The 18,057-nt window shown below is 67.1% G+C and carries 19 protein-coding genes; 9 read left to right on the top strand and 10 right to left on the bottom strand.

Going from position 1 to position 18,057, the window contains the following annotated elements; genetic code table 11:
• The first annotated feature begins 5 nt into the window (after positions 1-5).
• On the top strand, positions 6-980 hold the full coding sequence (locus B2W22_RS22170) for a Bug family tripartite tricarboxylate transporter substrate binding protein (protein ID WP_175122458.1): 975 nt from the start codon (positions 6-8) through the stop codon (positions 978-980).
• A 69-nt stretch (positions 981-1,049) separates the two neighbouring features.
• Complete coding sequence (locus B2W22_RS22165) at positions 1,050-2,012, top strand: LysR family transcriptional regulator (protein WP_175122457.1); 963 nt, start codon at positions 1,050-1,052, stop codon at positions 2,010-2,012.
• 22 nt (positions 2,013-2,034) lie between these two features.
• Here the strand turns inward: B2W22_RS22165 and B2W22_RS22160 are convergent, their stop codons facing one another.
• The 8 genes from B2W22_RS22160 to B2W22_RS22125 form a co-directional block, all read right to left on the bottom strand.
• On the bottom strand, positions 2,035-2,958 hold the full coding sequence (locus B2W22_RS22160; protein ID WP_286939576.1) for an amidohydrolase family protein: 924 nt from the start codon (positions 2,956-2,958) through the stop codon (positions 2,035-2,037).
• A complete protein-coding gene (locus B2W22_RS22155; protein ID WP_286939653.1) occupies positions 2,955-3,566 on the bottom strand; it encodes a carboxymuconolactone decarboxylase family protein in 612 nt (203 codons plus the stop codon). The genes B2W22_RS22160 and B2W22_RS22155 overlap by 4 nt, the downstream gene beginning before the upstream one ends.
• Positions 3,567-3,579: 13 nt before the next feature.
• A complete protein-coding gene (locus tag B2W22_RS22150) occupies positions 3,580-4,194 on the bottom strand; it encodes a glutathione S-transferase family protein (RefSeq protein WP_175122455.1) in 615 nt (204 codons plus the stop codon).
• 37 nt (positions 4,195-4,231) lie between these two features.
• Entirely contained in the window at positions 4,232-4,876 is a 645-nt protein-coding gene (locus tag B2W22_RS22145; protein ID WP_286939575.1) for a flavin reductase family protein, read from the bottom strand.
• Between the two features lie 37 nt (positions 4,877-4,913).
• Complete coding sequence (locus tag B2W22_RS22140; protein ID WP_286939652.1) at positions 4,914-5,873, bottom strand: tripartite tricarboxylate transporter substrate binding protein; 960 nt, start codon at positions 5,871-5,873, stop codon at positions 4,914-4,916.
• Between the two features lie 54 nt (positions 5,874-5,927).
• A complete protein-coding gene (locus B2W22_RS22135) occupies positions 5,928-6,908 on the bottom strand; it encodes a Bug family tripartite tricarboxylate transporter substrate binding protein (RefSeq protein ID WP_175122453.1) in 981 nt (326 codons plus the stop codon).
• A gap of 143 nt (positions 6,909-7,051) precedes the next feature.
• Positions 7,052-7,525: a thioredoxin family protein gene (locus tag B2W22_RS22130; RefSeq protein WP_414632014.1), complete on the bottom strand. Its 474-nt coding sequence runs from the start codon at positions 7,523-7,525 to the stop codon at positions 7,052-7,054.
• Between the two features lie 71 nt (positions 7,526-7,596).
• A complete protein-coding gene (locus tag B2W22_RS22125; RefSeq protein ID WP_175122451.1) occupies positions 7,597-8,283 on the bottom strand; it encodes a cytochrome c biogenesis CcdA family protein in 687 nt (228 codons plus the stop codon).
• Between the two features lie 173 nt (positions 8,284-8,456).
• Between B2W22_RS22125 and B2W22_RS22120 the strand changes: the two genes are divergently transcribed.
• The 3 genes from B2W22_RS22120 (at position 8,457) to B2W22_RS22110 (ending at position 10,719) form a co-directional block, all read left to right on the top strand.
• On the top strand, positions 8,457-8,588 hold the full coding sequence (locus B2W22_RS22120; protein ID WP_255595163.1) for a hypothetical protein: 132 nt from the start codon (positions 8,457-8,459) through the stop codon (positions 8,586-8,588).
• Between the two features lie 68 nt (positions 8,589-8,656).
• Complete coding sequence (locus tag B2W22_RS22115; RefSeq protein WP_175122450.1) at positions 8,657-9,397, top strand: response regulator; 741 nt, start codon at positions 8,657-8,659, stop codon at positions 9,395-9,397.
• Entirely contained in the window at positions 9,394-10,719 is a 1,326-nt protein-coding gene (locus B2W22_RS22110; protein WP_286939573.1) for a sensor histidine kinase, read from the top strand. Before B2W22_RS22115 ends, B2W22_RS22110 begins: the two co-directional genes overlap by 4 nt.
• A gap of 9 nt (positions 10,720-10,728) precedes the next feature.
• Here B2W22_RS22110 and B2W22_RS22105 read toward each other — a convergent pair whose 3' ends face one another.
• Positions 10,729-11,475: a 5'-methylthioadenosine/adenosylhomocysteine nucleosidase gene (locus tag B2W22_RS22105; RefSeq protein WP_286939572.1), complete on the bottom strand. Its 747-nt coding sequence runs from the start codon at positions 11,473-11,475 to the stop codon at positions 10,729-10,731.
• Between the two features lie 261 nt (positions 11,476-11,736).
• Here B2W22_RS22105 and B2W22_RS22100 point away from each other — a divergent pair, with 261 nt between their 5' ends.
• Positions 11,737-12,162, top strand: coding sequence for an organic hydroperoxide resistance protein (locus tag B2W22_RS22100; RefSeq protein WP_056559187.1), 426 nt, complete (start codon positions 11,737-11,739; stop codon positions 12,160-12,162).
• Positions 12,163-12,479: 317 nt separating this feature from the next.
• On the top strand, positions 12,480-13,517 hold the full coding sequence (locus B2W22_RS22095; RefSeq protein ID WP_175184700.1) for a DUF2235 domain-containing protein: 1,038 nt from the start codon (positions 12,480-12,482) through the stop codon (positions 13,515-13,517).
• 37 nt (positions 13,518-13,554) lie between these two features.
• Here B2W22_RS22095 and B2W22_RS22090 read toward each other — a convergent pair whose 3' ends face one another.
• Positions 13,555-14,397 carry an IclR family transcriptional regulator gene (locus tag B2W22_RS22090; protein ID WP_175122445.1) on the bottom strand — a complete coding sequence of 281 codons (843 nt, stop codon included), beginning with the start codon at positions 14,395-14,397 and terminating at the stop codon, positions 13,555-13,557.
• 160 nt (positions 14,398-14,557) lie between these two features.
• On the opposite strand from B2W22_RS22090, the gene B2W22_RS22085 reads away from it, so the two are divergent.
• On the top strand, positions 14,558-15,547 hold the full coding sequence (locus B2W22_RS22085; protein ID WP_105240652.1) for a Bug family tripartite tricarboxylate transporter substrate binding protein: 990 nt from the start codon (positions 14,558-14,560) through the stop codon (positions 15,545-15,547).
• 136 nt (positions 15,548-15,683) lie between these two features.
• Entirely contained in the window at positions 15,684-18,035 is a 2,352-nt protein-coding gene (locus B2W22_RS22080) for a cytochrome P450/oxidoreductase (RefSeq protein WP_286939571.1), read from the top strand.
• Positions 18,036-18,057 lie beyond the last annotated feature (22 nt).

The following is an 18,057-nucleotide window of genomic DNA, read 5'->3' as shown; positions in this document are numbered from 1 at the left end:
GACACATGAAGAAAGCAACCGCACTGACGGTGGCGGCAATGATCCTGGGCGGCGTCGCCGCCACGCCCGCCGCGCTCGCAGCCCAGCCCTGGCCAAGCCAGCCGATCCGGCTGATCGTGCCCTACCCGCCCGGCGGCTCGGTGGACAACCTGGCGCGCCTGCTTGCGCCGTCTCTGGGCGAGCGCCTCGGGCAAACCATCGTCATCGAGAACAAGGCCGGCGCCAGCGGCACCATCGGTGTCGACGCCACCGTGCGCGCCACGCCCGACGGCAACACCTTCGGCTTCGGCGTGCCGGGCGCGATCACCGGTTTGCCTCACGTCATGAAGGTGCCGTACGACGTATCCAAAATCCAATACGTGTCGCTGGTGGCGCGCATTCCGCAGGTCATCATGGTCAATCCGTCGTTGCCGGACACCACCCTGGCCGCCTTTGTCGACAGCGCCAAGAAGCAGCCCGGCAAATACAACTACGGCTCGGCCGGCAACGTGACGACGCCGCACCTGGGCGGCGAACTGCTCAAGCAGCAGACCGGCATCGACATCATGCATGTGCCCTACAAGGGCGCCGCGCCCGCAGTCACCGCGCTGCTGTCCAACGAGGTGCAGATGTTCCCCGGGGACGCGTCCGCCGCGCTGGGCTTCATCAAGGCGGGCAAACTGCGCGCGCTGGCCGTGGCCAGCCCGGAACGCTTCGAGGGCCTGCCCGACGTACCCACCACCAAGGAGGCCGGCTTTCCCGGCATCATCGTGGAATCCAACTACGGCGTCATCGCGCCCACCGGCACGCCCAAGGACATCGTCGACAAGATGTCCGACGCGATCGCAAAATCCCTGGCCGACCCGGTCCTGCGGCAGAAGATGATCGACCAGGGCGCCATCCCCGTCGCGACCACGCCCGACGCATACCGCACGCTGATGGAGACGGAATCGAAGAAGTGGGGCGAGGTCATCAAGCGCGGCAAGCTGGGCCTGCAATAACGCCATGCCCGTGCGCTTTTGCCGTACGCTTATGCCGATTCCCACGACTGCCGACCTGCGCCATCGACCATGCCATCAGCAAAAGCCACGGGCCTGAGCCTGGACCTGACCGCCGACCTTCATAAATGGCGGGCCTTCCTGGCCATCGCGGAACTGGGCAGCATCACGCGCGCGGCGCTGTACCTGGACCAGGACCAGTCGGTGCTGAGCCGCCGCATCAATGCGCTCGAGCGCGAGTGCAATGCGCGGCTCTTCAACCGCACTGGGCGCGGCGTGAACCTGTCTGAAGTGGGCGAGCGCCTGTTCCCGCTGGTGCAGACGCTGCTGGGCGACGCCGAACGCCTGGAAATGGAACTGAACGGCGAGGCGCGCGAGCCTGCCGGCGAGGTCACGCTGGGACTGTTGCCTTCAACCGCGCACCCGCTCATCCGCAGGCTGTTCTCCCGGCTGCGCGAGCAATTCCCGAAGGTGCATCTCAAGATCCTGGAAGGCTCCAGCGGCCAGATCGAGGAATGGCTGACCGACAGCCGCGTGGACATCGCCATTCTTTATCGCTACGGCGACAAATGCCCGCCCGGCGAACAGGCGCTGGCCTCCGTGGACTCGTACCTGGTCGGCGCCGCGGGCGACGCGCGCACGCAGGCGGGCGAGATCACCTTCGACAAGCTCGATGGCCTGCCCTTCATCCTGCCGGGCGCGCCCAACGGTTTGCGCAACGCGCTGGACGGGCTGGCGCGGGCGCGCAAGATCGCCATCTCTCCGCTGATCGAGGCCGACTCCCTGCCGTTGATGAAGTCCATCGTCGAACACGAAAAGATGTACACCGTGCTGCCGCTGCACGCGGTATGGCAGGAGGTGCAGGAAGGCCGCCTCAGCATTGCCGCGCTGCGCGATCCGACGATGAGCCGCATCGTCTCCATGGCGTTCTCGCGCTCGAAGGGGCCGGGCCGCACGGTCATGGAGGTGGCCTCTCAGATCCAGACGCTGGTGCGCGAGATCGGCGGCGAAGGCGTCTGGCACGCCAGCCCGTAAACCCGGGCCGGCGTGCGGGCGCTTACCTGAATCCGTACAGGCGCGCGGGGTTGTCGACCCACACCTTCCTGCGCAACGCGTCGTTGCCCAGCCAATCGTGCGCCAGATCCACCAGCGCATCGGCCGACGGCGCCGCCGCGCCCATGCGCACAAAGGGCCAGTCCGACCCCCACAGCACCTGGTCCGGATTGGCGCGGGTGAAGGCGTCGTGGATGCCGCGCGCGTTTTCGTAGTCAGGCGCGGCGCCGACCCGGCATACGGTCAGCTTCATCCAGATCCGCCCATCGGCCAGCAGGCCGTGCAGCATCTGGAACACCGGGTTCTCGGCGCCGCGCGCGGGCACGAGGCTGCCCAGGTGGTCGATGACCAGCGGCAGATCCAGCTTGGCCAGTGCAGGCAGATGGCGCAGGTAGGTATCGCACGGCGCCCAAAGCTGCGCATGCAGGCCGAACCGCTTCATGCGCGGCGCAAGCGCCGCCACCTGATCGAATCCCACGCTGCCGGCAAACAGGTTGCCCGCCGGATCGCGCGCCTCGACAAAGCGCAGGCCGCGCACGCCGCCGTCGTAAAGGGCCTGCAATTGCGCATCGGTGGCCGTGGGGTCCGCCACGGCAATTCCGCGCAGGCGCTCTCCGCCCTGCGCCACGGCGGCCAGCAACGCGTCCGGATTCGTCCCGTAGGGCGCCGGTTGCACCAGCACGCCCCGCGCGGCGCCCAACGTGTCCAGCATGCGCAGATAGCGTTCGGCCGGCGCGTCCGGCGCGGCGTAGGACGACGGATGCTGCAATGGAAAGCGTTCGTAGGGCCCGAAGACGTGGCAATGCGTATCGCACGCCCCCGCCGGCAGCGTATGGCGGGGTGTCACGGGCATGCGCGGCGTCTCCACGCTGTCCGGCACGTAAGCGCGCGCCTGCGCGCCGGGGCTGGGGTTGCCGGCGGCGCTCATGATGCGCCCCCGGCCAGCGGCGCCAGGCGGCTGAGCGCCGGCGCGCCATCCTGCGCCGGAGTATCCAGCGGCGGCGGCGCGTCGTCGGGCATCGGGATCTCGTGCGCGTTCAGCGTCATGGACACCATCGTGTAGTAGCCGATTACAGCGGTCAGTTCCACCACGCCAACGGCGGCCCAGCGCTCGACCGCCTGCGCATACAGGGCCGGTTCGACCTGCCCGGTCTCCTGGAGCTGCCGCGCGAACTCATAGACGATTTCGTCGTCGCGGTTGTCGAATACCGGCGTCACGCGGGCCCGTATCGCGTCCAGCACGGCATCCGAGATGCCCGCGGCCCGGGCGGCTTGCGCATGGATATGCCACTCGATCTGGCTGTTCCAGCGGCGCGCCGTCACCACGATGGCAAGCTCGCTGACGCGGGGCGGCAGGCTGGTGCCAAAGCGCAGTAGTGCCCCCAGCGCCTGCCAGCGATCGGCCAGATCAGGATTGTGCAGCGCGGCGCGCAGGGGACCGACGAGGCGGCCGCGCGGACCGGAGACGATCTTTTCGTACACGCCCTTCTGCGCATCGGTCATGGTGGCGGGATCGGGTAGCGGGATACGGCTCATCATCGTCCTCTGTTCACGGGGTTTCGTCGGGTTGCGTGCGCATTACCGAGGGCCGGGCGGCGAACCGCGCGTGCCACGCCGCCAGCGCCGGGTGGCCGTCGCGCCAGGTGATGTCCGGGAAACGATAGTCCATGTACGACAGCGCGCAACCGATGGCGATCAGGCCCAGGTCGAAGCCGCTGGCCTGCAGCGCCGGCGCCTCGGCTTCCAGCGCGGCAAGCACCGCTCGGGTTTTCAGCGCAAAGGCGTCGAGCCACGCGGGCGTCTGGCGCTCGGCGGGCTTGTTGCGTTCCTGGCGGAACAGCAGCAGCGCGTCCAGGAAACCGTCTCCCAGGGCCTGGCGGCGTTCGGCGGTCAGGCGAGCCTGAGCATCGTCCGGCAACAGGCCGCAGCCCGTCAGCGTGTCCAGGTAGGCGCAGATGACGCGCGAGTCGTACAACGCCGTGCCGTCGTCCAGGACCAGCGTAGGCAGCTTGATCAGCGGATTGTCGGGCACCAGATCCAGGTTGGGCTTGTCCATCGCGACCGGCGTGCGCACCAGCGCCACGCGGTCCTCGATGCCGGCCTCGTGAATGACGATCATCACCTTGCGCACGAAGGGCGATCGCGGCGACCAATGCAGTTTCATCGACAGGCTCCAAAAGGGTTCAAGGTCTGCGGGGCATTCAATGCCCCTGCGCGGGCCGCACGGCGGGATCGTTGGCCGCGTCGGGCGTGCGCATCTGAAATAGATCGCTGGTATGTGCGTACCAGCCCGCGCCGTGCATGCGGCCCAGCAGGCGCAGCGCGGGCGTGTCCACATAGAACTTGCCGGCATCGAGCAAGGCGTCGTCCCGCAGGTACAGCGCGACCACCCGCGCCAACACAATCACGCGCTGCGGCGCTGCGTCCAGCACCTGCCAGACCTCGCATTCCAGCGCGGCCGGACTCTGCGCGATGCGCGGCGGCGCCACGATCAGGGACGGTTCGGTCGCCAGCCCGGCGCGCGCCAGTTCGTCGATGCCGGCGTCGTAGTCCAGGCTGGTGTGATTCATCTGTTCGGCCAGCTCCGCGGACACCAGGTTGATCACGAACTGCCGCGTCTGCAGGATGTTGCGCGAGGTGTCCTTCAATTGCCCGCCGCGCGGTCCGATGCCCAGCGCGACGATGGGCGGGTCGCTGCTGACCACGTTGAAGAACGAGAACGGCGCGGCATTGCGCACGCCCGCTTCCGACTCGCTGACCACCCAGGCGATGGGCCGGGGCACGACCACGCTGGAGAGCAGCTTGAAGGCGTCGGCCGAGGCCAGCTTGCTGAAGTCGAAGTTCATGGTGCGGGCGCCTTTCGCGGCGCAGGAAAGTGGGGGGTCATTTGGCCAGCAGCCCCAGTGTGCCCAGCAGCCGCTGCATGTCGGCGCGGTCCTTCCGGACGTAGGCGCCGGCATCCTGGGGAGACAGCGCCATCAACTCTATCGCCTGGTCCTGCATGATGCGGCGGTAGTCGGGATCGTCGTTCACGCTTCGGACGGTGTCGCTCAGCTTCTGCACGATGTCCGGCGGCGTGCCGGCAGGCGCGGCCAGGCTGTACCAGGTGGCGGCCTGCGCCCCTTTCACGCCGGCCTCGTCCAGCGTGGGCACGTCGGGCAACAGCGGCGAGCGCTTGTCGGCCGCATACGCCAACGGCACCAGCCGGCCCTGGCGGATGAACGGCAGGCTGGCGGACAGGTTCAACATGGCCAGGTCGATCTGCCCGCCCACCGCGTCGTTGATCGCAGGCGACGCGCCGGCATAGGGAATGTGATTGAGCTGCACGTGCGCGGCCTGCTGGAACAGTTCCGCGCCCAGGTGCGTGGCCCCTCCGACGCCCGCCGACCCGTAGCTGAGCTTGCCGGGTTCCGCCTTGGCGCGGGCGATCAGGTCAGGCACCGTCCTGATGCCGCGCGACGGGTTGACGACCAGCATGATGGGCTGCACCGCCACCACCGAGCAGAACTCGAAGCCCTGGATGCCGTCGTATATCGTCTTCTGCATCAGCGGCGTCACGACGTGGCCGGCCGACGTGCCGAGCAGCAGCATGTAGCCGTCCGGCTTGGCGCGCGCCACGAAGCCCGTTCCGATGGATGCGCCGCCGCCCGGCTTGTTCTCGACCACGACCGGCTGGCCCAGGCGCTTTTCCAGCGCGCGCGCCAGGCTGCGCGCCACCACGTCGGCCGGACCGCCGGCGGCGTACGGATTGATCAACGTAATGGGATGGTCCGGGTACGCGGCGGCGGCCGGGGCGGACGCGAAGGACAGTGCGGCAGCCGCCGCCAGCAAAGCTCGGATCATCGAAGGCATGGTCGTTCCGTTGGTTGGAGATGCGATGGCCAGGCGGGCCGGCGCTCAGTCCGCGCGCGCGCCGGACGCGTCGATGATGCGCGCCCACTTCTGCGTGTCGGCGCGGATGCGTTCGGAGAATTCCTCGGGGGTGCTGTACGTGGTCTGAATGCCGTAGCCCGCCATGCGCTCGACCATCTGCGGCGCCGTCATCACGGTTTTGATGTCCGCGTTGAGCCGATCGATGATGGCGCGCGGCGTGCCCGCGGGCGCCAGCACGCCTGACCACAGGCTGACTTCGTAGTCCTCGAAACCCGGCGTCTCCGAGATCGACGGCACGTCGGGCAACGCCGCCAGGCGCTTGCGGCTCGTCACGCCCAAGGCCTTGACCTTGCCGTCCTTGACCTGCTCCACGAAATTGGACGAGGTGTCGATCATCATCGAGATGCGGCCGGCCATGAAGTCGTTGATCGCGCCGGACGTGCCCTTGTACGGAATGTGGCGGATATCCACGTCTGCCGTGGACTTGAACATCTCACCGGCCAGATGGCTGGTCGTGCCGTTGCCCGAAGAACTGAAGGTCAGCTCGCCGGGCTGGCGGCGGGCAAGCTCGGCAAGCTCCGTCACGGAGTTCACCTTCAGTGCCGGGTTCACCACCAGCAGGTTGGCGGTCAGGTTGGTCAGCGAGACCGGCGCAAAGCTCTTTTGCGGGTCATAGCGCAGCTTGGCGTACAGCGATGGATTGATCGTCAGCACACCCATCGTCGAATACAGCAGGGTGTAGCCGTCCGGCGCGGCGGTCGCCACCGCCTCGGCCCCGATCGAGCCGCCCGCCCCGCCCCGGTTTTCCACCACCACGGACTGGCCCAGCTTCTCGCCCAGCCCTTGCGCCAGCGCCCGAGCCATCAGGTCGGTGGCCCCGCCGGCCGGAAATGGAACGACCAGCCGCAGGGGCCGGTCGGGATAGGAACCTGCGGCCCCAGCCGCGGAAAACAGACCCGCGCCGAGCAAAAGCCCGGCCGCGGTCAGCGCGCTAACGATCTTCATGCTGTCTCCAAACTTCGTTCTTGTGTTTGCAGCATGGTAGGCGCGGGGCGGGGCCGGGGCTATGCGCGGGATCGCATATCTGGTTTGCGCGGGGTTTGGCGGGGGGGGATTGGCCCGGGTTTCCTCCGGGCCTTGGTCCGGGCTCAGCCGGGTTGGGCCAGCAGCCGCTGGATCTCCGCCTCGGTCTCCTTGTACCGGCCTTCGCCGAAGTGGCTATAGACCACCTTGCCCTGCTTGTCGATCAGGTACGCCGCGGGCCAATACTGGTTGCGGTAGGCGGTCCAGGTGGCGTAGCGGTTGTCCTGCGCGACTGGATAGGTGATGCCGAAGCGTTGCAGCGCCTTTTCGACATTCGGGGTCGACCGTTCAAACGGAAACTCCGGCGTGTGCACGCCCACGACGACCAGGCCCTGATCCTTGTACTTCTGATACCAGCTCGTGACGTAAGGCAGCGTGCGGATGCAGTTGATGCAGGTGTAGGTCCAGAAATCCACCAGCACGACCTTGCCGCGCAGCGATTCCATCGTCAGCGGCTCGCTGTTGAGCCATTTTTCGATGCCGGTGAATTCCGGGGCCGGGACTGCGGCGGCCGGCGCGGCCTGCGCGGCGCCCTGCATCAGGCAGGCGCCGATCAGCGCGCCCAGGGCAATCTTCTTGAACGTGGCAAACATGGTTATCTCCTTGAGGGTCAGGCGAAGAGGTTGGTGATCCAGGCATAGGCCAGGACGTCGTACTGGAAGTAAATGGCGATGGCGGTCAGGACGAGCAGCACACCAAAGCCCTGCTGCAAGCGCTGCGTGTAGCGCGACAGGCCGCGCACCCGGGTGGCGATGGCCTGCCCGCCGTAGGCGATCACCAGCATCGGGACGCCGGCGCCGATGGCGAACACCAGCAGCAACGTGCTGGACTGCACGAGGTCCTGCGCCTTGGCCGCCAGCACCAGGATCGAGGCCAGCACCGGCCCCGCGCACGGCGTCCACACGGCGCCCAGCGACAGACCCAGCACAAAGCCGCCCGCATTGCCGCTGCCCGTGCCGCCCGCCGCCGCCAGGCGCTGCAGCGGACCGCCGACGCGGGCGATCAGCCGGTCGTAAGGGTCGGGCCAGATCCGCACCAGGCCGAACAGCGCCAGCAGGACGATCGAGGTCGAGCGCACGGCTTCATGCACGTGTTCATTCAGATTGGAAATGAGGCTGAGGGCAATGCCCAGGCCGGCGAACGCCAGCACGAAGCCGGACACGACAAACAAGGGGCGCAGGCGGCCGGACCGTTCCAGCGAGGTGCCCAGCAGCACGGGCAACAGGGGCAGCACGCAGGGAGACGCAATGGTCAGCATGCCGGCAAGCAACGCGATGGGGGTGTTGATGAGGTCCATGGGGGTCGTCCTTTGGAAAGTGACCCCATTGCACCCGTGGCACGTATCCGGCATGTGCCGGATCGGCGGATTTTTTCAAGCGCGTGTATCCACCGCCAGGGCGTATACAGTACGACACACTCCGCGGGCGGCCCGGCGCTATAAACCGATCACACCCCGCAACGGAGTCCCTCATGAAACGCTTTCTTGCCGTCCTGCTGCTGCTCTTTGGCGGCTTCACCGCCGAGGCCGCCAAGCCCTTCCAATGCCAGCTCATCTCCAACACCCGCCCGCGCCGCGATCCCCTGCCCCCGGGCGAGCGCTAGGCCTATAGAATTCCGGAACCCCGCCGGCGCGCCGGGCGCGCCGTCACCCACCAAGAAGGCACCCGCAGATGGACCACATAGACCACGTCATGATCGTGGACGACGATCGCGAGATCCGCGAACTGGCCGGCGGCTTTCTGCGCAAGAACGGCCTGACCGTCACGCTGGCCGCCGACGGACGGCAGATGCGGCAACTGCTTGAGAACCTGACGGTCGATCTGATCGTGCTGGACATCATGATGCCCGGCGACGATGGCCTGGTGCTGTGCCGCGAACTGCGCAGCGGCAAGCACCGCCGCATCCCGATCCTGATGCTGACGGCGCGCAGCGACGACATGGACCGCGTACTGGGCCTGGAGATGGGCGCGGACGATTACCTGGTCAAGCCGTTCGTGGCGCGCGAGCTGCTGGCGCGCATCAAGGCCATCCTGCGTCGCACGCGCATGCTGCCGCCCAACTTTCAGGTGACCGAGCCGGGCCGCGAGATCAGCTTTGGAAACTGGCGGCTGGACACCACGGCGCGGCACCTGCTGGACGCCGAAGGCACCATCGTGGCGCTCAGCGGCGCGGAGTACCGGCTGCTGCGCGTCTTTCTGGATCACCCGCAGCGCGTGCTGAACCGCGACCAGCTGCTGAACCTGACGCAGGGCCGCGACGCCGACTTCTTCGGACGTTCGATCGACCTCCTGGTCAGCCGCCTGCGCCAGCGCCTGCGCGAAGATGCGCGCGAACCCCTGTACATCAAGACCGTGCGTAGCGAAGGCTATGTGTTTTCCGCGGCGGTGGAAGTCTCGGAAGGCGAACCGTGAGTGCCGCCGCGCCGCGCCGTCACGCCTGGCCCCGCACGCTGGTCGCGCGGCTGTTCCTGATCTTCGTGGCGGGGCTGATCCTGGCGTACGGCCTGTCGTTCGCCTCGCTGTTCTACGAACGCTACAGCGCCACCCGCAACATGATGCTGGGCGACCTGGAACGCGACGTCGCCATCGCCATGGACATCCTGGACCGCCTGCCCGCCGCCGAGCGCGCCGCCTGGCTGCCGCGCCTGTCCAGCAACAACCGGCAGTATCTGCTGGGCGACGGCAAGGCCGATCAGCCGCTGTCTCTGGACGCCGCGCGCACCGCTGCCCAGTCGATCGAGGCCGCGCTGGGGCCGGAGCGTCCCGTCACGGTCCGAGCCATGGCCGACGACCCACGCCACATCCAGGCGCGTGTCGTGCTGTCCGATGGCCAGCCCGCGATTCTGGACATCGAACTGCTGCGGATGCGGCCGGCGCCGTGGCTGTTTGGCGTGCTGGGCGTGCAGTTGCTGCTGCTGGCCGGCTGTGCCTGGCTGGCCGTGCGACTGGCCGTGCGTCCGCTGACCCGGCTGGCCCGCGCCACCGAGGAACTGGATCCCGATCACAAGAGCCCCTTGCTCGACGAGGCGGGCCCCGCCGAAGTCGCGCACGCCGCCGTCGCCTTCAACGCCATGCAGGACCGCATTGCCGCGCATCTAGCCGAGCGCATGCAGATGCTGGGCGCCATCTCCCACGACCTGCAGACCCCCATTACCCGCATGAAGCTGCGCACGGAGTTCATGGATGCGTCTACCGACCGCGACAAGCTGGCGCAGGACTTGAACGAAGTGGAGCGGCTGGTGCGCGAAGGCATCGACTACGCCCGCAGCGCGCACGGCAAGACCGAGCAGCCAGCGCGCATCGACCTGAATGCCTTTCTGGACAGTCTGGTGTGCGACTACCAGGACACGGGCAAGGATGTGTCCCTGTCGGGCGATACGGTGCCGCCGCTGTTGACGCGTCCTCATGCATTGCGGCGCATCCTGGGCAATCTCATCGACAACGCGCTGAAATTCGCGGGCGCCGCCGAGGTGCGCGTGGCGGCACTGCATGATTCGACGTTGTCCATCCACGTGCTGGATCGCGGGCCGGGCATCCCGGACGCCGAACTGGACGCCGTGCTGCAACCGTTTTACCGGCTGGAAAGCTCCCGCAACCGGGACACGGGCGGAACGGGCCTGGGCCTGGCGATCGCGCATCAGCTCGCTGAGGCGCTGGGCGGCAGGCTGATCCTGTCCAACCGCGAGGGCGGCGGCCTGTCGGCGGAGGTCAGGATCGCGCCGCTCGCCACGTAGTTTCAAACGTCAGGCGTCGCGCAGCGCGCCCGACTGCAGCAGCGGCTTCAGAATGCCGGCAGAGTACAGCCGCGCCAGGTTCACGAGGAAGTCCGTGAAATCCGTCTTGGCCGCGTGATCGGCGCTGTCGGAAATCACGCGCATCACGGCAAACGGCACGCCGAACTCGTGGCACACCTGCGCCATCGCCGCGCCTTCCATTTCCAGGCACAGCGCATCGGGCAGGCGATTTCGCAGCTCGTGCGCCAGATCGTTGTCGTTGACGAAGATGTCGCCGGTCGCGATCAGGCCATGATGGACCCGCGGCTGCGCGGCCGCGCCCGGCAAACCGCCCTTGGCCGCGAAGTCACGCGCGCTATCCAGCAGCAATGCGCTCAGCGCGGCATCGGCGTCGAAGCGCTCGCGACCCAGCAAGGGAATTTCGTGCCGCCCGAACAGGGGCCGCGCGTCCATGTCGTGCTGCATCAGGGCATCGGCCACGACCACGTCGCCCACGCGCACCTGCGGATGCAGCCCGCCCGCCAGGCCCGTGAACAGCACGCGCGACACGCCGAATTCCTGGATGACGATGGACGCCGTCGCGGCCGCGGCCACCTTGCCGATACGGCTGAGCGCAATGACGCAGGGCGTGCCCCACAGCGTGCCCACCTGAAAATCGCGCATGGCGATGCGGCGCGTCTCCGCGCCGGGTTCCATGGCCGCCAGCAGGTCGGCAATTTCTTCGTGCAGCGCGCCCAGAATGGCGAGACGTCCCATGTGTGTGCTTTCCGTGGTTGTTGCTTGATCGTTGCTTGATCGTTGCTTGACGCAGCCCGTGCCGCCAGCGCGCAACATACTCCAATGCCGCCGCGCCCGCCAACGGCGGCGGTTTGTATCGCAGCGTATCTGGGCCGGCTCTGGATACGCGGTGATGCCATCCCGCCCCGGCGCCGACACATGACCGATACAGCCGCTTGATGCAATGCAGGCTCTCAACCCCCGGCACGGCCACGCCGCGCCGACCATCCTGGAGTCATCATGGCCAAGCAACTCGAGCAGGTCCTCTACACCGCCCACACCCACACCACCGCCGGCCGCGAAGGCGCGGGCCGCAGCAGCGACGGCGCGCTGGACGTCACGCTCAGCACGCCCGGATCCGGCAAGCCCGGCACCAATCCCGAACAGCTTTTTGGCGTGGGCTACTCGGCCTGCTTCATGGGCGCGATCAAGCGCGCCGGCGCCACCCACGGCATCACCGTGCCGCGCGACATCGCCATCGACGCCAGCGTGTCGCTGGGCAAGGTCGACAACGGCGCCAACTTCGCGCTTGGCGTGACGCTTGCGGTTTCGCTGCCGGGATTGACGGGTGAGCAGAAGCAATTGCTGGTCGAATCGGCGCATCAACTTTGCCCGTACTCGCGCGCGATTCGCGACAACATCGACGTGCAATTCCAGATCGTGTGAACGGGGGATTGTCCCTGTTTGCGACGGCGGCCTTCGGGCCGCTTTTTTTTCGCGTCCTGGATACCATCCACTCACGCTTTGGACGGCTCCTGATGCTGTAGTAAAGGCGTACTCTTGAAAACGGTACGCCGCGCAAACGCCGCCAACACACAACGTCGCGCACGCGGGGCTAGGCAGAAAGGAGGTGTACGAACATGCAGCAGGGAAACCCCGCGCCCTGCCTTCGACACGCCGCGTGCTAGCTTGCCTCACGCAGGCGTTGTCCCAGCCGGCAGCATAGGTATCGCCAGCCTTTATCTGTGTGTGGGGAGACGATCATGGTGAAGAACCTCGCCGTATTCTTCGACGGTACGTGGAACGAACCCAACGACCGCACCAACGTCTACGAGCTCTACAAAGCCGCGCCCGAGACCAGCACGCAGGAAACGCTCTACATCGAGGGCGTGGGGACACAAGGCCAGGGCCTGTGGTCCGCCATCGACAAATTCATGGGCGGCGCGTTCGGCGCAGGCCTGTCGGCCAACATCCGCGAAGGCTACCGCTGGCTCTGCCAGCGCCACGAGCCCGGCGATCGCATCTTCCTTTTCGGCTTCAGCCGCGGCGCCTACACCGCCCGCAGCCTGGCGGGCATGGTGCGTAAGTGCGGCTTGCTCAACGAACCCACCGAAAACAATGTCTCGGAAGCCTACGCGCTCTACCGCGACGACTGCACCCCATCGTCCCTGGAAGCCGCCTCCTTCCGCGACCGCTTCTCCCGCGACACCGACCTGCACTTTGTCGGCGTCTGGGACACCGTCGGCAGCCTTGGCATCCCCGTTGGCGGCGTGTCATTTCCCGGCTTCTCCAGCTTCTACAACTTCCACGACACGGAACTGAGCAACCACGTCCTGAACGCCTACCACGCCATCGCCACCAACGAATACCGCGAGCCGTACTTTCCCACGCTATGGACTCGTCGCGCGGGTTCACCGCCACGGCCGGCGCACCTGCCCGTGGAACAGCGCTGGTTCATCGGCGCGCATTCCGATGTGGGCGGCGGATATCAGGATGGGAGCCTGCAGACGCTGCCGGCGGCATGGCTGCAGGAAAAGGCGCGGCAGGCGGGGCTAGAGACGGGGACGGTGCAGCGGATCTCGACCGACTATGAACAGTGCGAACCGCATGATTCGTACAAGGAGTTCACGGAGAAGGTGCCGATTCCGGTGAAGCGTCGGCCCAGGGTGTGGGATCGGGAGACGGTGTTGAATCTGACGATCGATGACCGGTTGCTCGGGAGGTTCGAGCGGAACCAGGCGTTTTTGAAGGAGTATCCGGATTTCAGGGATGCGTTGGGGAAGCTGGAGGTGGGGCGGTAGATTCACGCGTCTGACACAGTGTCGATTCTGCGCGGGGTCATCCCGCCACATACCCCAACGCCACACTGGCCGCCAGCGCCTCGCGCTTAACCGCGGCCACCACCGCCCCGCCCTCGGACACGTCGAACCCGCCCGTCGCGCCCAGCGCGGTCAGTACCGCGCAGACCCGTCCGGTGTGGTCATACAGCGGCGCCGACACGGCGCTGATGCCGCGCAGATTGGTGTCCTTGACGGTGGCGCATCCCGCCGCCCGAACATCGCGGCGCAAGACGCCGATGGGGTCATCCCGATCCAGCAGCGCGCGCTGCTCGGCCGGTGCGCCGGCCAGTTCGGCTTCCGCCAGCGCCCGCACCGGCGCCTCGTCCAGCAGGCCCAGAAAAGCCCGCCCCGTCGCCGACCACAGCATCGACAGCACCGACCCCACGCGCACGTTCACGGTGACCGGCAGGCCGGGCTCCTCGAATCGCACGATGGTCGGACCCTTGTTGCCCATGACGGCGATAAAGCACGTGACGGCCAGGCTTTCGCGCAGGCGCACGAGCGCGGGTTCGCCGATCCGTAAGGGGTCGGCCTGGCGCATGGCGGCTACCCCGACATAAAGCGCTTCCAGGCCCAGGTGATATTGCTGCGTCGCCACTTCCTGGTCGACCAGGCCTTCGGCGATGAGGCTCATCAGGTAGCGGTGGACCTTGGCGGGGCTTTCGCCGACGTGGGCAGCCAGCGCGGTGAGACTGGCGCGGCCGCCTAGTCGAGCGAGCCCTTTCAGCACCGACATGCCGGTTTCCGCCGCCTGGACCCGCTGCCGTCGCTCGCGCGGCCGGGCGGCCGGATCGTGGGCGGATTCGAGGTCGGATTCAGGCGGCAAGGCGGCTTTGCTCATAGGGAAAAACGGCTCCGGGGCAGACGCTCGCCGGCAAACGAGGGTCCGAAAGCCTGGAGCGGCACTAAGGTTAACCCTTCTTCAAAAATTACGCATTGCGTATATGCTTTACGCAAATAAGGAATGCACTTTTGACATTCCACAACGAGGAGACTTGTCCATGCGCAGTGTTAAACACCACATCCTGGCCGGCCTGATGGCCCTGCCCCTGCTGGCTTGTGCCAGCGCGTCCGCGCAGCAGGCAGCTGCGGACTACCCGTCCAAGCCCGTGCGCTGGATCGTGCCGTACGCCGCGGGCGGCGGGTCGGATTTCCTGGCGCGCAGTATCGGGCAGGGATTGACGGGGCGTCTGCACCAGCCGGTGGTGATCGAGAACAAGCCGGGCGGCAACACGGCGATTGCGGCGTCGGAAACGGCGCGCGCCCCGGCCGACGGCTACACGATGCTGTCCGCCGACAACGGCACGCTGGTGTTCAACCCGGCCCTCTACAAGAAGTTGTCGTACGACCCGGCGAAGGATCTGGCGCCCGTCACGCTGATGGGACGGTTTCCGATGATCCTGGTGGTGGGTCCGGCCATGAAGGTCAACTCGGCCAAGGAATTCCTGGCGGAAGCCAAGGCGCGCAAGGAAGGCCTGGATTACGCGTCGGCCGGCGCGGGCAGCCCGCACCACCTGGCGATGGAATTGCTGAAGGTTGAAGCGGGTCTGACCCTGACGCACGTGCCCTACCGCGGCGCGTCGCCCGCGTTGGCGGACGTGGCCGGCGGGCAGGTGCCCGCGATGATGGTGGATCTGGCCGCTGGCGCCGGCTTCATCAACGGCGGCAAGGTGAAGGCGCTGGCGGTCGCCAATCCGACCCGCCTGCCGCAACTGCCCGACGTGCCGACCTTTGCCGAAATCGGCCTGAAGAACGTAGAAGCCGCGGCGCAGGTTGGCGTGGTGGTGCCGGCCGCGACGCCCAAGCCCGTGATCGATGCGCTGAACAAGCAAGTGGTCGCGACCATCAATGACCCGGCCACGCGCCAGCGTCTGGTGGAGTTCGGCATCGAGCCGATCGGCAATACGCCTGCGCAGTACGCCGAGATGCTGACCGCCGAGCGCGCCCGCTGGCAGAAGCTGATCAAGGATCTGGGCATCACGCTGGACTGAGCATCACGCTGAACCCCGCATCACCGGCCCGCCGCATGCCATCTGCCAGCTGTGCCGCATTTGCCGCAAACCCTGTGCCGCGCACCAAACGCCGAACCCGCGGCGGGCCCGCAAGACGAACACACGGAACGACCTCATGAACCAAGCATCCGCCACCCCGCGCCCCTCGGGCTGTCCCATCGATCACGCCGCGTTGGCTGCGGCGCAGAGCCCGACGGGCTGTCCGGTCAGCGCGCGCGCCGCCGCGTTCGATCCCTTTGGCGACGGCTATCAGCAGGACCCGCCGGAATACGTGCGTTGGGCGCGCGAGCAAGAGCCGGTGTTCTACAGCCCGCAACTGGGTTACTGGGTCGTGACGCGCTACGACGACATCAAGGCGATCTTCCGCGACAACATCACCTTCAGCCCGTCCATCGCGCTGGAGAAGATCACGCCGACGGGGCCGGAAGCCAACGCGGTGCTGGCGTCGTACGGCTACGCCATGAATCGCACGCTGGTGAACGAGGACGAGCCCGCGCACATGCCGCGCCGCCGCGTGTTGATGGACCCGTTCACGCCTGAAGAATTGAAGCACCACGAACCGATGGTGCGACGCCTGACGCGCGACTACGTGGACCGCTTCATCGACGACGGCCGCGCCGATCTCGTCGACCAGATGCTGTGGGAAGTGCCGCTGACGGTGGCGCTGCATTTCCTGGGCGTGCCGGAAGAAGACATGGACCTGCTGCGCCAGTATTCCATCGCGCACACGGTGAACACCTGGGGCCGGCCCAAGCCGGAAGAACAGGTTGCCGTCGCGCACGCGGTCGGCAATTTCTGGCAGTTGGCCGGCAAGATCCTGGACAAGATGCGGCAGGACCCGTCCGGCCCCGGCTGGATGCAATACGGCCTGCGCAAGCAGCAGACCCATCCGGAGGTGGTCACCGACTCGTACCTGCATTCGATGATGATGGCCGGCATCGTGGCGGCGCACGAGACCACCGCCAACGCGTCGGCCAACGCAATCAAGCTGCTGCTGAAGCATCCCCAGGCCTGGCGCGAGATCTGCGAGGATCCGAACCTGATCCCGAACGCGGTCGAGGAATGCCTGCGGCACAACGGCTCGGTGGCTGCCTGGCGGCGGCTCGCGACGCGCGACGTGGAGATCGCGGGCGTGGCGATTCCGGCCGGCTCCAAGCTGCTGATCGTGACCTCGTCGGCCAACCATGACGAGGGCCAGTTTGAAGACGCCGACCTCTTCGACATCCGCCGCGAGAACGCCAGCGACCAGCTCACCTTCGGGTATGGCTCGCACCAATGCATGGGCAAGAATCTGGCGCGCATGGAGATGCAGATCTTCCTGGAAGAGCTGACACGCCGCTTGCCCCATCTGAAGCTGGCGGAACAGGCGTTTACGTATGTGCCGAACACCTCGTTCCGCGGCCCGGAACATCTCTGGGTTGAATGGGATCCGGCGCAGAATCCGGAACGTGCGAATCCTTCGTTGCTGGAGAACAGGCACCCCGTGCGCATCGGCGAGCCGTCCTCACACGCCATCACCCGGCCGGTCATGGTGCACAGCGCAGAAACGGCGGCCGACGGCATCGTGCGGCTGCGCCTGGTGTCGCCGGACGGCAAGCCCCTGCCCCGCTGGTCGCCCGGATCGCACATCGACGTCGAATGCGGCGATACCGGCCTGTCACGTCAGTATTCGCTGTGCGGCGATCCGGCCGAGACCGGCGTCTTTGAAATTGCCGTGCTGCGCGAAGAAAATGGCCGCGGCGGTTCCGCCTGGATGCACGCGAACGCCACGCCCGGCGCGCGCCTGCGCATTCGTGGACCACGCAATCACTTCCGTCTGGACGAAACGGCTTCAAAACTCATCCTGATCGCGGGCGGCATCGGCATCACGCCCATCAGCGCCATGGCGCGGCGTGCGCGGGAGCTGGGGCTGGACTACGAACTGCATTACAGCGGTCGCTCGCGAGCTTGCATGGCGCTGGCGGACGAACTGGCGTCGCTGCACGGAGATCACCTGCATCTGCACGTCAAAGACGAGGGCACTCGCGCGGACTATGCCGCCCTGCTCGCCGAGCCGCGCGCCGGCGCGCAGGTGTATGCGTGCGGTCCGCAGGGTCTGCTGGATGCGCTGGCCGGCTGCTGCGCGGCATGGCCGGAAGATACGCTGCGGGTGGAGCACTTCCATTCCACGCTGGGCACGCTGGACCCGTCGAAGGAACAGGCCTTTGAGGTGGTGCTGAAGGATTCGGGGATTGTCCTCAACGTGCCCGCGGACCAGACGCTGCTGACCGCATTGCGCGGCGCCAATATCGATGTGCAGAGCGATTGCGAGGAAGGGTTGTGCGGATCGTGCGAGGTGCGCGTGCTGGAAGGCGACATCGACCATCGCGACGTGGTGCTGACGCGCGCGGAACGCGAGGCAAACAACAAGATGATGGCCTGCTGCTCGCGATCGTGCGGGGGCAAGAAGGTGGTGCTGGAGCTGTAGCAAAAAAACGCCCCGGCGCGCA

It is taken from the genome of Achromobacter sp. UBA4530, from assembly GCF_002388205.1.
Classification (GTDB): domain Bacteria; phylum Pseudomonadota; class Gammaproteobacteria; order Burkholderiales; family Burkholderiaceae_B; genus Achromobacter; species Achromobacter animicus.
Note: the sequence above shows the minus strand (reverse complement) of the source record. Positions and strands in the feature narration are given on the sequence as shown.

Excerpts from the sequence above, each read along its gene's own strand:
- B2W22_RS22170 (WP_175122458.1), top strand. The coding sequence starts at position 6 with ATGAAGAAAGCAACCGCACTGACGGTGGCGGCAATGATCCTGGGCGGC.
- B2W22_RS22165 (WP_175122457.1), top strand. The coding sequence starts at position 1,050 with ATGCCATCAGCAAAAGCCACGGGCCTGAGCCTGGACCTGACCGCCGAC.
- B2W22_RS22160 (WP_286939576.1), bottom strand. The coding sequence starts at position 2,958 with ATGAGCGCCGCCGGCAACCCCAGCCCCGGCGCGCAGGCGCGCGCTTAC.
- B2W22_RS22155 (WP_286939653.1), bottom strand. The coding sequence starts at position 3,566 with ATGAGCCGTATCCCGCTACCCGATCCCGCCACCATGACCGATGCGCAG.
- B2W22_RS22150 (WP_175122455.1), bottom strand. The coding sequence starts at position 4,194 with ATGAAACTGCATTGGTCGCCGCGATCGCCCTTCGTGCGCAAGGTGATG.
- B2W22_RS22145 (WP_286939575.1), bottom strand. The coding sequence starts at position 4,876 with ATGAACTTCGACTTCAGCAAGCTGGCCTCGGCCGACGCCTTCAAGCTG.
- B2W22_RS22140 (WP_286939652.1), bottom strand. The coding sequence starts at position 5,873 with ATGATCCGAGCTTTGCTGGCGGCGGCTGCCGCACTGTCCTTCGCGTCC.
- B2W22_RS22135 (WP_175122453.1), bottom strand. The coding sequence starts at position 6,908 with ATGAAGATCGTTAGCGCGCTGACCGCGGCCGGGCTTTTGCTCGGCGCG.
- B2W22_RS22130 (WP_414632014.1), bottom strand. The coding sequence starts at position 7,525 with ATGCAGGGCGCCGCGCAGGCCGCGCCGGCCGCCGCAGTCCCGGCCCCG.
- B2W22_RS22125 (WP_175122451.1), bottom strand. The coding sequence starts at position 8,283 with ATGGACCTCATCAACACCCCCATCGCGTTGCTTGCCGGCATGCTGACC.
- B2W22_RS22120 (WP_255595163.1), top strand. The coding sequence starts at position 8,457 with ATGAAACGCTTTCTTGCCGTCCTGCTGCTGCTCTTTGGCGGCTTCACC.
- B2W22_RS22115 (WP_175122450.1), top strand. The coding sequence starts at position 8,657 with ATGGACCACATAGACCACGTCATGATCGTGGACGACGATCGCGAGATC.
- B2W22_RS22105 (WP_286939572.1), bottom strand. The coding sequence starts at position 11,475 with ATGGGACGTCTCGCCATTCTGGGCGCGCTGCACGAAGAAATTGCCGAC.
- B2W22_RS22100 (WP_056559187.1), top strand. The coding sequence starts at position 11,737 with ATGGCCAAGCAACTCGAGCAGGTCCTCTACACCGCCCACACCCACACC.
- B2W22_RS22095 (WP_175184700.1), top strand. The coding sequence starts at position 12,480 with ATGGTGAAGAACCTCGCCGTATTCTTCGACGGTACGTGGAACGAACCC.
- B2W22_RS22090 (WP_175122445.1), bottom strand. The coding sequence starts at position 14,397 with ATGAGCAAAGCCGCCTTGCCGCCTGAATCCGACCTCGAATCCGCCCAC.
- B2W22_RS22085 (WP_105240652.1), top strand. The coding sequence starts at position 14,558 with ATGCGCAGTGTTAAACACCACATCCTGGCCGGCCTGATGGCCCTGCCC.
- B2W22_RS22080 (WP_286939571.1), top strand. The coding sequence starts at position 15,684 with ATGAACCAAGCATCCGCCACCCCGCGCCCCTCGGGCTGTCCCATCGAT.